General features: G+C 63.4%; 14 protein-coding genes. 2 read left to right on the top strand and 12 right to left on the bottom strand.

Translation table 11 applies throughout. The features are described 5' to 3' along the window. Positions 1-35: 35 nt before the first annotated feature. Positions 36-1,424, bottom strand: coding sequence for a glycine--tRNA ligase (locus ACYVF7_RS44425; RefSeq protein WP_460351993.1), 1,389 nt, complete (start codon positions 1,422-1,424; stop codon positions 36-38). A gap of 181 nt (positions 1,425-1,605) precedes the next feature. Then, complete coding sequence (locus ACYVF7_RS44430; protein ID WP_460351994.1) at positions 1,606-1,989, bottom strand: nuclear transport factor 2 family protein; 384 nt, start codon at positions 1,987-1,989, stop codon at positions 1,606-1,608. A 98-nt stretch (positions 1,990-2,087) separates the two neighbouring features. Here ACYVF7_RS44430 and ACYVF7_RS44435 point away from each other — a divergent pair, with 98 nt between their 5' ends. Beyond that, positions 2,088-3,008, top strand: a complete 921-nt coding sequence (locus ACYVF7_RS44435) for a LysR family transcriptional regulator (RefSeq protein WP_460351995.1) — start codon at positions 2,088-2,090, stop codon at positions 3,006-3,008. A gap of 4 nt (positions 3,009-3,012) precedes the next feature. Here the strand turns inward: ACYVF7_RS44435 and ACYVF7_RS44440 are convergent, their stop codons facing one another. From ACYVF7_RS44440 to ACYVF7_RS44485, 10 genes are all read right to left on the bottom strand, one after another. Continuing rightward, positions 3,013-3,543, bottom strand: a complete 531-nt coding sequence (locus ACYVF7_RS44440) for a DUF3558 domain-containing protein (protein ID WP_460351996.1) — start codon at positions 3,541-3,543, stop codon at positions 3,013-3,015. A 103-nt stretch (positions 3,544-3,646) separates the two neighbouring features. Continuing rightward, entirely contained in the window at positions 3,647-4,690 is a 1,044-nt protein-coding gene (locus tag ACYVF7_RS44445) for a hypothetical protein (protein WP_460351997.1), read from the bottom strand. A 226-nt stretch (positions 4,691-4,916) separates the two neighbouring features. Next, positions 4,917-5,651, bottom strand: a complete 735-nt coding sequence (locus tag ACYVF7_RS44450) for a hypothetical protein (RefSeq protein WP_460351998.1) — start codon at positions 5,649-5,651, stop codon at positions 4,917-4,919. Between the two features lie 15 nt (positions 5,652-5,666). Continuing rightward, positions 5,667-5,978: a hypothetical protein gene (locus ACYVF7_RS44455; RefSeq protein WP_460351999.1), complete on the bottom strand. Its 312-nt coding sequence runs from the start codon at positions 5,976-5,978 to the stop codon at positions 5,667-5,669. A 9-nt stretch (positions 5,979-5,987) separates the two neighbouring features. Further along, positions 5,988-6,632 (bottom strand): hypothetical protein, encoded by a 645-nt coding sequence (locus tag ACYVF7_RS44460; RefSeq protein ID WP_460352000.1) that lies wholly within the window; start codon positions 6,630-6,632, stop codon positions 5,988-5,990. Positions 6,633-7,193: 561 nt separating this feature from the next. Beyond that, positions 7,194-8,297 (bottom strand): S8 family serine peptidase, encoded by a 1,104-nt coding sequence (locus ACYVF7_RS44465; protein ID WP_460352001.1) that lies wholly within the window; start codon positions 8,295-8,297, stop codon positions 7,194-7,196. Next, positions 8,257-9,681: a WXG100 family type VII secretion target gene (locus ACYVF7_RS44470; RefSeq protein WP_460352002.1), complete on the bottom strand. Its 1,425-nt coding sequence runs from the start codon at positions 9,679-9,681 to the stop codon at positions 8,257-8,259. The genes ACYVF7_RS44465 and ACYVF7_RS44470 overlap by 41 nt, the downstream gene beginning before the upstream one ends. Before the next feature lie 12 nt (positions 9,682-9,693). Further along, positions 9,694-10,143, bottom strand: a complete 450-nt coding sequence (locus tag ACYVF7_RS44475; RefSeq protein WP_460352003.1) for a hypothetical protein — start codon at positions 10,141-10,143, stop codon at positions 9,694-9,696. 220 nt (positions 10,144-10,363) lie between these two features. Continuing rightward, a complete protein-coding gene (locus ACYVF7_RS44480; protein WP_460352004.1) occupies positions 10,364-11,731 on the bottom strand; it encodes a DUF1906 domain-containing protein in 1,368 nt (455 codons plus the stop codon). A 112-nt stretch (positions 11,732-11,843) separates the two neighbouring features. Then, positions 11,844-12,131, bottom strand: coding sequence for an antibiotic biosynthesis monooxygenase family protein (locus ACYVF7_RS44485; protein ID WP_460352005.1), 288 nt, complete (start codon positions 12,129-12,131; stop codon positions 11,844-11,846). A gap of 48 nt (positions 12,132-12,179) precedes the next feature. Between ACYVF7_RS44485 and ACYVF7_RS44490 the strand changes: the two genes are divergently transcribed. After that, the gene (locus tag ACYVF7_RS44490; protein ID WP_460358457.1) at positions 12,180-12,467 is read left to right on the top strand and encodes a DUF6703 family protein; all 288 of its coding nucleotides are present in this window, start codon (positions 12,180-12,182) and stop codon (positions 12,465-12,467) included. Positions 12,468-12,527: the final 60 nt, after the last annotated feature.

A 12,527-nucleotide genomic window follows, 5' to 3' on the forward strand; every position in this document is an offset into this window, starting at 1 on the left:
CGGGACAGGGGCTTATCGCGTATTTCGCCGGTGGGTCAGCAGCCGAGGAGGCGGGTGGCGAGGAAGGCCTCGACCTGGTCGAGGCCAATGCGTTCCTGGGCCATCGAGTCGCGCTCGCGGATCGTCACCGCGTTGTCCTCGAGGGTGTCGAAGTCGACGGTGACGCAGTACGGCGTGCCGATCTCGTCCTGGCGGCGGTAGCGGCGGCCGATCGCGCCCGCGTCGTCGAACTCGACGTTCCAGTTACGACGCAGCTGCGCAGCGAGGTCCTTCGCCTTCGGCGACAGGTCGGCGTTGCGGGACAGCGGCAGCACCGCGACCTTGACCGGCGCGAGCCGGTGGTCGAGCCGCATGACCACGCGCTTCTCCATCTTGCCCTTGGCGTTGGGCGCCTCGTCCTCGTTGTAGGCGTCCATCATGAACGTCAGCACGCACCGGTCGACACCGGCCGCCGGCTCGATGACGAACGGGACGTAGCGCTCTTCCTTCTCCTGGTCGAAGTAGGAGAGGTCGGCGCCGGAGTGCTTGGAATGCGTGGACAGGTCGAAGTTGGTACGGTTGGCGATGCCCTCCAGCTCGCCCCACTCGCTGCCCTGGAAGTTGAAGCGGTACTCCACGTCCACGGTGCGCTTCGAGTAATGGGACAGCTTGTCCTTCGGGTGCTCGTACAGCCGCAGGTTGTCCTTCGAGATACCGAGATCGACGTACCACTGGAGGCGGGTGTCGATCCAGTACTGGTGCCACTCCTCATCCGTGCCCGGCTCGACGAAGAACTCCATCTCCATCTGCTCGAACTCGCGCGTACGGAAGATGAAGTTGCCCGGCGTGATCTCGTTCCGGAACGACTTGCCGATCTGGCCGATGCCGAACGGCGGCTTGCGCCGGGCCGCCTGCTGAACGGCGGCGTAGTTGATGAAGATGCCCTGCGCGGTCTCGGGCCGCAGGTAGGCCAGGCCGGACTCGTCCTCGACCGGGCCGAGGTAGGTCTTGAGCAGACCGTTGAACATCTTCGGCTCGGTGAACGCGCCCCGGGTGCCGCAGTTGGGGCAGACGATGTCGGCGAGGCCATGCTCCGGGGCCCGGCCGTGCTTCTCCTCGTACGCCTCGGTGAGGTGGTCGGCGCGGTACCGCTTGTGGCACGACTGACACTCGGTCAGCGGGTCGACGAACTCCCTGACGTGACCGCTGGCCTCCCACACCTCGCGGGCGAGGATCACGCACGAGTCGAGGCCGACGACGTCGTCACGGCCCTGCACCATGGACTTCCACCACTGGCGCTTGACGTTGTTCTTCAGCTCGACGCCGAGCGGGCCGTAGTCCCAGGACGCGCGGAGTCCGCCGTAGATCTCGCTCGACGGAAAGACCAGGCCTCGGCGCTTGCTGAGGTTGACGATGGTCTCCATCAATTCGGAACGACGGGCCATGAGTGATCTCCATCCGGCTGGCGGTCGGCGGGTTCCCCGCGAATATGACGTACGGCGCCAGCGGCCGCCCTATGGGGTCCGGCCACGGCGCCTGTGTTCATCAGCTTAGGACACCTCCACCGGTCCCGCGCTCGAATACCCCGCTACGCGCCGGGGCGCCCGCCCCGGCGCGGTTCGCGCCTCAGACCATGCCGTTGCCGTTGGCCGACGTTTCGGGCACCGGCTGCAAGACGTCCCAATGCTCGACGATCTTGCCGTCCTCCAACCGGAAGATGTCCACCGCGGCCATCCCCCGGTCCTTAGGCGAGGTCGTCAACAGACTGTGCAGGACGACCAGGTCGTCCTCGGCGATCACCCGCCTGACGTCGAGGCGCAGCTCCGGGAACCGCTCACCGAACCCGGCGACGAACGCGACGAACGCCTCCGGCCCGTCCGGTGCCTGCGGGTTGTGCTGGACGTACCGGGGCCCGATGTACGCGGCGACGGCCTCGGCCGCCCGCTTCTCGTTGAACGCCAGCTCGGCGAAGTCCCGGACGATCTGCTTGTTCCGCTGCTGATCAGACAAGGTGTCCCTTTCAAGGAATCGATCATTCGCGTCAACTTCAGCAGCGAACCCACCGCAGAGGGAAAGACCGGTACGGTCGACGGCCATACCGTACGGGTATGACCGATGATCTCGAGGTGCGCGAGCTGCGCTACTTCCGAGCCGTCGCCGAGGAGCTCAACTTCTCCAAGGCAGCGGAACGCCTGGGCATGGCCCAGCCGCCGCTGTCCCGCGCGATCCGCCAGTTGGAGCGCCGACTGGGCGTCCCGCTCTTCGAGCGCACCACCCACAACGTCACCCTGACCCCCGCCGGCCTGACCCTGCTGGAAGAGTCGGCCCGCGTACTGGACGCGATCTCCGCCGCCACCCGCCGAACCCGCCGCGCCCGAAACGCCCCCCGCCTCATCGTCACCGCGAAACCAGGCGTCGCCACCGACCTACTCCGCCGCATCCTCGAACAGTCCGACGTACCGGCCGCGGAGATCGTCCTGAGCGGCTTCGGCGAGCAGACGACGATGGTCCGCGACGGACGCGCGGACCTGGCCATCATCGGCTCCCCCTTCGACAACGAGGGCCTGGAGATCGAGCCACTCCTCTCCGAACCGAGAGTCGCGGCCCTCCCCGTCCACCACGAACTCACCCACCGCCCCACCCTGAGCTGCCGCGACATCGCCGGCCTCCCCGTCCCCCGCTGCCCCTCATCCAGCGCAGCCGTACACGCCTACTGGTCCGGCCGCGACATCTCAGCCCGTACGGACGAGGCTCCAGCAACCGGCCCCACCGTCTACGACAGCGCCCAACTCCTCGAAGCCGTCGCCCTCGGCCAAGCCGTCGCGCTGATCCCCCGCTCCCTCGCGGAACGGAACGCCCGCGACGACATCGCCTACCGCACCGTGCAGGACGCCAGCCCCTACCTGCTGGGCATCGCCTGGCGCGCCGGCATCCGCTCCACCCCGATCGCCCACCTGGTCCGTACGGCGATCGAAGTCGCCGCCGCGGACAGCGAGGAGGTGCCTGGGCGGGAGTTCTCCGGCGTCTGATCCGTCAGAGGTGATGCATCAGGTTCTCGGCCAGCAACCGGGCGATCTGTTCCCGCTTGACGTGCCGGTTCGCCGCCGGCCGCGTCCCGGTGTACGTCACGCGCGCGACCACGTCGTATCGGTGCAACAGCACTTCCATCGTCCCCGGCCGGGCGTGCCAGCAGGCCTTCCCGTCGACGTTCTTGATGGGGATCAGCCGAGTCCGGCCGGCCTCCTGACGCCTCATTCCCTCATACGAGCGCCGTGCCGCGTGCACGTCTTCGCCGTACCGTCGCGACTTGAAGACCGTCACTCCCACGGTGAGGGAGATCCCACCGCCGGACCGCCAGTCGCATCCCCACTGGCCGGGACTCGGCGCACCACCCGTCCCCCGGTCGCTACCGGTGAGTTCCCGCACGAGGGAACGGTCGAGCAGCCGACATGGATCCTTCACGACCGTGCGCTGGTACGTGCCCCCGCAACCGACGAGGAACAGGACGAGGCCGAACACCCCGACCACCAGGCCACCCCCGGCAAGGGCCACCCGTCCGGCCACAGCACCACCCCGATCATCCCCTACGTCCCCGATATCATGGAATGATCTTGCACCGCAACCACGCCGTCAAGGCTATGTGAAACACGCCATAAGTCCGGCCACATCAGCGGAACCGTACGGCGGCCAGGGCGGATCGGACGGCCTCCGTGGCGGTACGCGCCGCCTCTTCCTCCTTGCCCCGACCGTCGAGGGTATGGGCGACCCTGACCACGACATTCCAACGACGGGCGACGACGGCCGCTGTGGCGAAATCTCCCTTGTCAGAGGCAGTGGCGAGTAGCGTCGCTTCATCACCGATCTTGGAGACCGGCACAGCCCCTTGGGTGTCTACCGGATGAGAATCGCTGTCGAAATGATCACGTGCCTCATCGGCGTCGCTGCTCCAACCAACACGGTGAAAAAGCTCGTACTCGACTGTCAGCTCGCCGACACCGTCGTGGCTCTGCCCCTCACCGCCCGAGGTCTCCGTCCATTGACAGGAGCGTCGCCCGGAGGCCTGCCCGAACGATTGATCGACTCGGGCTCCCGGGACGAACCGGCGGGCAATGGTGTCCAGCGTCGAACAGGGATCGGGGAGCGAAACCGCATGTGAGCGGCCTGGCCAAGAGTCACTCTGCCACGGCGGCTCAACGAGGACCATCGCCACCGCAGCCGCCGTCAAGATCGGGCTGCCGATCAAGAAGCGCAGGCTGAACCTCGGCCGCCCCACCGCGCCCGTCCCGGCCAGGGAACACAACTCCGCCAGACCTTGGTCGAAAGAATGGTCACGCCGAAACCAGACCCTCAGTGGTCCATACAACTGCACGGGTGCACCACGGCGTCGATGCAGGAATACCCACTCGAGAAGCCATCCTCGACGGATTTCGATCTGGGTGACTTCCGACGGCGGGATAGTGACCGGCTTGCCGTGCGACCGCGCGGAGATGATTCCTTCGGCTCGCAGCGTCGTCCGGCCGAACAGCACAGGCAGTGGCCGGCCAACCAGGATGATAAAGATCAGCAGGGAGGGCCCGAAGAACTCCACGGCATGATCGAGCATCGCCATACCCGAGAACAGAACCGACACGATCAGTGCGGCGACCACCAAAACGAGCGCAGCCCACCGGAAGACACGCGCCGGACGCAGGACAATCACAGGTTCGACCACGTAGAACTCGCCTCAGTGAGCGTTTCGAATCGTGCGGGTATCTGATCGCCGGTTTAACGAATCAGGCCTCGCTTCTTTACTCCTTGCCCAGTGCTTCCTCTACCACGAACGCCACCGCCTTTCTAGCCGGGACGCACGATGACAGCATCTCCCAGTAAAGCAGGCAGCCTAAAGGCAGCGATAATGCGGGCACTCGAATGCCATAGCTCTAACACATACGACATTTTTAAGAATTTCCCGTCGCTTTGGGCCAATGACCGCCGGGGAAAGAAGCATTGTCCATCGCCTCGCCATGAATTGAGCCCATTTGTTGAGCCTGCGCCCCAAGGCATAGGGAAGCCGCCGCTACCGCACCGAATATCATCGCTGCCGTTACACCACAGTCAGCGACGCCCGCCAGGAAGCCCGGCAAGGAAAATACACCAGAGACCAGGGCAACTATAGCGCCAGCAAGTGCACCGAGGAAGTTATATATAATAATACCAAGAGCGCCATAGAAGGTAAGTCCAGCGAGCGCGCAGACGTAGAGGCTGGTGGAAATAGAACTCGATACCGTCTTGACTCGTCCCGCAGCGGATGATTGTGACGTTATGGCCGCCCGATAGTCATCCTTTGCCGCCCCATTCCACTTACTCGACCCGAGTGCACCTGGACTAACGGATCCTTCGACTGTACTCGCCTTTATTCTTACATCTTGCCATTTCCATCCAGCCTCAAAGAAAAGAATCGGAGCGAAAACACTCTCCAGCAACTCTTCCGACTTTCGAATAATCCATTCGGACATTCGTGTAAGCTTTTCCGCCATCCAAATTATGGTCGACTTTACACCGTCGGGCAGATACCAATGACTAGCAGCATGCCTCGCTGCTGGCATAACTTGCTGATTCTTGGCGCCAATCTTGGCCGTTCCCGTCTTAATTCGCTGAATAACCGCTTCATATTGCGCCTGAGAGAAAGCCATGACCATTCTCCTAACCTAGAAACGCTTCTTGAAAAGCTGTTCGCCTTCGCTTTCGGCCTTCTCGTATGCAGTCGCGACATCACGCAAGGATTGAGCAATCTCTTCAGTCCGTTGATGACCTTCCTGACAACGGGCTCCCACCTCATGGGCCGCCTTACCGTAAGCGGTAATAAAGAGCTGAAATATTCCAGCCTCGACCCGCTTGATGCGCAACTCTTCGATCTTGCCAGCTATTCCGCTTAGTTCACCGCTCTGCTTATCCCAGACGCGAGCTTCGTCGCGAAGTTCTCCGGTGTGTACCGAATAGCCATTCTTTTGATGGGTCATTATTGATCCCTATTCCTCAACAAGCCGACGTGGATCGGCTAGCAGGTCCATAGCACTTCCGAGGAGATCTTCGAGGCCGGCAACAGAATATCTAGTGCTTAGATTCTTTGCCAGACTAGACCGGGCTGCGGCTAGTGCTTCACCAAGTGCCTTCGAGACTTCTGATCCCGACCGCGCACTTGCCCACTGGAGATCAATGACACACGATTTGATGCCATTAGCATCGAGTACCAGGCAAGCTTTTCTTCCGATGCTCCAGCCTGTGCTCTTACGCCTCACGGATCCTGGGAGCGCTGGCGCTTCTGAAATCTTGTCAGCAGCCTGAATAAACTCCTCAGTCAAGTCCTCCAAGGTCCGAGGAACCGTCTCTTTCTTGTCTCGATGGAAGGCGGCAGGCAGTTTATCCGAGGGCATGGAGGAAGCCGGACTACTTAGGTAGCGCTTAAGACGGTTTGCTTTGTCATACCAGCCTGCCTCTCGCAGGGCATCGGCCCAGACGGCCACCCGATTATCAACAGCAGCCCGGAATGCATAAACAACAGCATCACCAAGTTTTTCTGGACCAACCCTATCTCGCCAGTCGCTGACTATCTGTATCCTCTCTGGCAACCCATTCCGATCGAGGAACACTCGAACCGCAGCTGCGTCGTCCATGCCATCGCTATGGCGCGGAGCCTTATCGAATGCTCCGGCGATGAGCCGATGAATGGCCGATGCATGCAGCTGAAGGTTTGCTAGCTCGTGGATACCCTGGTCAGTCATCGGGCGTCCCCTGTGTGCGTCGGACCAGATCTTGCGACACGCGACCACGCGACCATGAATAGGCCAAAGGCGCCAAATACTGCCAGCAACCATGGACCGTTCGAAGACCTCGAAGCGCTATCCAACCCAGTAAGGCCAACCACAATCGCTATGATATTAACCACAAGCCGTAGAATGCGTCGCCAATGCAGGGGAACACTCGGTCGAGTTAGTACTGACACGCTTACGACTGCCATGATTGCTCCAAGCGCTGCAATAATTTCTGCACTCACTCCACCAAGTGTCATCCCCTTAGTGAGGCTTGGATCATTAATCCATATTAGCGACACTCCGCAAAGGTCAATAAACGTAACACCCCCCCACATCAATGCAGTTGTGCGATCACCGCTTCCACGCTCCAAGCCACTTCCTCCGTTCACCTAACTAACCTGCGTAGCGTAAGTGCGAGTTAGGCTACCTACGACGCATCTGAAACACAAAGAGACCGGCAACCACCATACAAATAGGAAGAGCAATGAGCGCCATCCACCGCCACGGAAGTCCGGAACTAGGGTGAAGATGATGCTCGCTGCCAGGTTTTTGACTTGGTCTACCGGATGCCACCGGACGTTCATTTACAGAGCTGCCCCATGCCGAAAAAACTGGATTCGGCGCTTCGCTCGAAACTTTATCCACAAGAGCGTGATATGGGCGAATCAGGCCATAGCCGGTCTTTTCATCCCTCCCGGCAGATCCTACGTCGCGAGCGGTTGCGATTATCCGTTGAACCACTTCGCGCGCCGACATATCTGGATACTTAGAGCGCACGAGCGCCACAACGCCTGCAGTAAGCGCCGACGATCCGCTTGTTCCATCGAGCTTAGGGATAAAGGTACCGTTCTTTCCGATAGATCCGACATGAACACCTGGCGCAGCTACAGCTACGTATGGAGCCGGCTGCGAGTCGAACCAAGGGCGAAACTCGTAATCGACCGCCCCCACAGCCAGGAAACCAGGGCAGAGCGCCGGCTCAGAGTGCATCACTTCCGTACTCGCGTCATTGCCAGCGGCCGCTATAAGAACTATGTCTCTTTCGATAGCCCGTGAGATTGCTCGTTGTATTTCGACATTGCAGCCACCGGCAGCAGACGGGCTCGCCAGCCCCTGAGATACGTTGATGACATCCGCGCCTCTCTGGACGGCGTAGTCGATCGCGGGAGCAAGGTCTTCTACGTCGGCACGGATACTGATAATCTTGGCTTCGGGTGCGATACCCACCATGCCGACCCCAGCGCCTTGGCCGGCAATCAGCGCTGCCATAGCGGTGCCGTGGCCGAAACCCTTATCCGAGTCGATTAGCCCCTTGCCCTTCGGACCTACGATGTTGGTGCCGGGTAGTACGGCACCCCGTAGATCGGGCAGCGTAGCGTTAACGCCTGTGTCGATCAGTGCAACCGTTACACCACGACCTTTACTGATCGGCCAAACTTTGTCCTGGATGTCCCAGGTTCCGAACCACCATTCCTCTTCACGCGGACTAGGAGTGGCGGTTGCCCAAGTCATCGACATCGTCGACATCAGCAAAACCGATACCGAAAGCGCCCATACTCGCTTCATCCAGGTCGGAGACGTCCGTGACGAGCGAACCAGCTGCTTCTTCCGCCATCGCATCGAATCGCGCATCGACGATCCGAGAGAGAGGGTCATCCGCGAGGTCGATGCTGGATTCTGTACTGAACGGCGCACCGATCTCCCCGCCTGTTTCGTCCCTTACAAGGTTCAGCAGTTCCTGCAGCTCATCCATACTAAGAAACTCGTCGGCGTCCTGCTCGCGCTCGGCGACGCGGTTCCGGGCCTCACCGATCAGTCCATGGACCGCCTGCTCACCACCGGTCCACACATCCTCATCCTCGGAAAGCCAAGTCGTGCGCGTCCGCTTCTTTTCATCGCTACGTCCCGAGCCTGAAGCGAATGGCATCCCGTTCTCGCTGACCTGTCTGCCGCTGGCGGCTACACGTCCCTGCAGCCCACTTGGGGGTCCACCCATGTAGCCAGTGCCGGGAACACCGTTGCCCCCCAATGGTGTTATTCCTGGCCCGAACCCGTTCCCTGCTGGTGTGCCCAGCCCCGAGGTTCCGATTCCGCCCCCTCTTGTACCGACTACCGGGCTCATGGGATCGCCGCCCAGACCGGGTGCGCCACCACCGCCCATGGAGTCACCGCCTGGTGTGATACCGGCCAGGTCAGTGCCGTTGGAACCGTGGCCAGGGAATGACGTCCCTGGAAGTGGTGAATTCCCGCTGGGGTAATTCTGTCCCGGCGCTTGGCCACCACCGTGAGGAAGTGACAGATTGGGACGGTGGCTCGTCGGTACCTGCGCGCCGCCACCCCCAGGGATGCCGCCTCCCGATCCACCGCTCGGCGCGCCGCCACTTGGCTGCTGCTCGGGAGCGTTGTCATACGAGTGGCCCAGCTTGGGCAGGTTCTTCTCGATCTGGGGCGGCATGCCGTCCCAGGTCTGGCCGATGCGCTCGTTGAGGTTCCTCATGACCTGGTCGGCCGCGGCCCTCGCAGCCGGGGAGTCGGTGTTCTTCTCAGGCCACTTGATGTTCCGGTACATCGGGAGGATCGATCCGCCGTACCACTGGAGGGTCTTGGCGGTCTCGTTGCTGCGAACGACGAGCTCACCTGCGGTCGCGTAAAGGCGGCGCAGCGCCTGCTGGGCGGCATCCGCAGCAGGGCCGCTCCAGTGATCGGCCAGGACCTTGGCCGCATCCCACAGCGCGTTCTGCGCCTTGATGATCGCGTTGCCGATTTCGTCGTAGGCACTGGCCGCGTTGGTGATCTTGCCTGGGTTGGTGCCAGCGATCAATTTCTGGACGTCTTCCGGGGTGCCGTAGGAGCCAGCCCCCTGGGGCCGTCCGCCGCTCTTGATGACGTAGGTCTTGTGGTCAACGGCCATGGTGGTCCCGCGTCAGTCGGCCGACGGCACGTTAGGCCAGGTCGGGTTGTCTTTCGATGTCGTCCGCCGCTCCTGCGCACCGATCTGCCGAGAGTGGTCGGTCAGAACATGTTCGGTACCCGTGTAGTGCGCGGCCGTCTTGCGCAACGCATGGACAGCTGCGCGGTACTCCTGAACAAATTCCTGGAAGACCGAGGTGATGTGGTCGTGCGCGGCTTGCCCAGTGGCGGCGAGAGCCTGGCCCGCGTCCCAGTTGCCGAGATCGGTCCCGGTGACGGGGCCGTCGGTCTGCAGCTTGTTGAAGGCACCGGTGCTGCCGAGGGCCTCCAGCGCCTCTTCGAGGATCGACGCTGCGTGCCCGATCTTCGATGGCGCCCATTTGACGTCCGGGTCGCCACCGCCGACCCATACCTTGGGGTACTGGGATCCCGGCTGCTTGGGCCCATCGTTGAGCGCCGGCATTCGACCGCCCCCCTTCTTGACTTGTGCACCCCCGTGCAATGCGAAGGGTTGTCAAGGTACAGAAGGACCAGCTGTCATGTCGATGACCCAAAGGCCGGAATATGCCTACCTGCCCGTTATGACACCTCGAATCCGCAGGTAAACAGTTGGTGACCACATCTGGCCCCGATTGCATCCTGTCTGGTAAGGAGATTTCGGTCCGTCGCATTGACGTGTTCAGTCAGCGGACGTAGCCGTCGACGGCGTCGTTGTCGATGTTCAGCGTGTAGCCGCCGTGCTTCTCCAGGTGGTCGCCGCGGTACTGCTTGATGCGGCGGTGCCCGGGCCACCACCTGTGCTCCATGGCCTTGTCGCCTCGCGGGTCGGCCTTCTCGTCCCAGTGGGCGAACCAGACGGCTGTGGGCTTCCTGATGCCCTTCGCCTCCGCTAGATCTCGGATGCCCGAGGTGAGGCTGCTGTAGATGCCCGGCACGTACCCGAGGCGGCGGAGTTTCCGGGTCCAGGCGTTGATGAAGGCGAGGACCGCCTGCCGGCAGACCGGGTCGTGCCGGCTGTACGCCTCCAGATCGAAGTAGATGGGGGTGTGTCTGCTCAGGCCGAGGAGGCGGGCGCGGCGGACGGCGTCTTCGGCCGAGGCCTTGCCGTCGTCGGTCGCGCTGTCGGGAGTGAAGTTGATGCGGTGCGGGCCGCACGGTGCCTGCGGGCCGACGTAGGTCGGGATCAGCCGCCAGCCCATGTTCCGTACGGCGGCGACCCAGTCGTGGGTCAGCCGGCCGTCCGGGCAGGAGCGGGAGACGCCGCCGATGTAGATGTTGGCGGCGACGAATTCCCCGCGCCAGGCATGCATGGCGTCGAGGGACGGTGCGTTGCAGGTGTCGAAGCCGTCGCCTTTGATCCAGCCGCGCCGGTGGGCGACCCCGCTGCGCCGCTCGGCCGACCCTCCGGCCGCGCCTCCCGCCGCGCCTTCGGCCGGAGGCGGGTCCACGGTGATGCGGGCGAGGATCCGCTCCAGATCCTCCTCGCTCCGGCCGTACGAGCCGGTGATCAGCGCGCCGGCCTCCGGGATCGCGATGCGGATCTCGTGGGCGGCCGGGTCCTTCACCCGCAGGCCGGGTGGTCGTCCGGTGCGTTCGCCGCCGGAGCCCGCCATCAGGCTCTTCACGAGGGCGCTGGTCTGTTCCGTGAGGGGTTCGACGTGGACGGTCGTGGTGCGGCCGACGGCGTGGGCCGGGCAGCGCTGGTTCTCACCGGCAGGGCCGAGGTAGAGCGCGTGCCGGTCGAAGCGGAGGCAGTCGGTGGAGCCGCGGCCGAGGCGGTGGATCTCCCAGCCGGCCGGCACGGGGATTCGCAGCCCCTGATAGTGAACGTCCGTGTCCGCCGAGACCGGCGATGCGGGACCCTGATGGTGGACGTCCGGGGCCGGCGACGCGGGACCCTGGTGATGGACGTCCGAGGCCGGCGATGCAGGACCCCGGTGATGGACGGCCGTGTCCACCACTGTGGGGAGGCGCGGCCCCTCCGCCTGGGCGGGCGGTGCGCCCGGGAGCAACGTTCCGAGGATTCCGGCGAGCAGCATGGCACGTCGCATGGCGTCCCCCCACGATCGTCGTCCGTACGACCGATGATCGGCAGGGGGAGCACGGCGGCCGTGCGGCGCGCGCGGGACCGGGGAGATCTTCGCCTTGAAACGGTCTCCCGCTTTACTCCGCGGGGTCGACCGTCTCGTACGCGCCCGCCTCGTCGATGGCGAGGGCGGACAGGGGGATCAGGGCCAGGCGTACGTCGTAGGCGCCGAGGGCGCGGCGGTAGTAGCCGGCGCCGTCCCAGTCGGTGACCATCGCCCACAGGTCCGGGTCGTCGACGGCGCGTGCCAGGCGGCCGGAGCGGTGCCCGGGGCTGCCTGCCAGGGAACCGAGCACCTCGTGCGCGGTCTTGACGAACGTCTCGGTGTCGGTCTCGGGGACGCGGTAGCGGGTGATGGCCAGCACCCGTCCATCATGCCGGTACGCGAGGCGATCTCCCCGCGCGGGACTCCGATGCGCGACGATGGGAGCGTGGGTTCCAATCTCCAGAAGCGTAGCGCCGTCTTCTTCGTATATCTCCATCAGCTTCCCCGCTGGGTTCCGCTGGTGGTGCTGCCCGCGCTGCTGATCGCGGGGCTGGCCGTCCCGGGCGTGGCCGGCGGAATCCTGCTGGCCGTGCTGGCGTTCCTGCTGTGGTTCGCGTTCCTGGCGGCACCGGCGCGGAGCCCGTCACATCGCGTGGTCCGGGTGGTGTTTCCGCTGCTCATCCTGGTGATGGCGATCGAGAAGCTAGTGAGCTGACCGGCACACCCGGACATACCTGATTTTGACAATCATTTTCATATTCATCCATACTCGTTA

It is taken from the genome of Actinoallomurus acanthiterrae (assembly GCF_054775715.1).

Coding starts and splice junctions, on each gene's coding strand:
- ACYVF7_RS44425 (WP_460351993.1), bottom strand. CDS start 1,424: ATGGCCCGTCGTTCCGAATTGATGGAGACCATCGTCAACCTCAGCAAG.
- ACYVF7_RS44435 (WP_460351995.1), top strand. CDS start 2,088: ATGACCGATGATCTCGAGGTGCGCGAGCTGCGCTACTTCCGAGCCGTC.
- ACYVF7_RS44450 (WP_460351998.1), bottom strand. CDS start 5,651: ATGGCTTTCTCTCAGGCGCAATATGAAGCGGTTATTCAGCGAATTAAG.
- ACYVF7_RS44455 (WP_460351999.1), bottom strand. CDS start 5,978: ATGACCCATCAAAAGAATGGCTATTCGGTACACACCGGAGAACTTCGC.
- ACYVF7_RS44460 (WP_460352000.1), bottom strand. CDS start 6,632: ATGGACGACGCAGCTGCGGTTCGAGTGTTCCTCGATCGGAATGGGTTG.
- ACYVF7_RS44465 (WP_460352001.1), bottom strand. CDS start 8,297: ATGTCGACGATGTCGATGACTTGGGCAACCGCCACTCCTAGTCCGCGT.
- ACYVF7_RS44470 (WP_460352002.1), bottom strand. CDS start 9,681: ATGGCCGTTGACCACAAGACCTACGTCATCAAGAGCGGCGGACGGCCC.
- ACYVF7_RS44475 (WP_460352003.1), bottom strand. CDS start 10,143: ATGCCGGCGCTCAACGATGGGCCCAAGCAGCCGGGATCCCAGTACCCC.
- ACYVF7_RS44480 (WP_460352004.1), bottom strand. CDS start 11,731: ATGCGACGTGCCATGCTGCTCGCCGGAATCCTCGGAACGTTGCTCCCG.
- ACYVF7_RS44490 (WP_460358457.1), top strand. CDS start 12,180: ATGCGCGACGATGGGAGCGTGGGTTCCAATCTCCAGAAGCGTAGCGCC.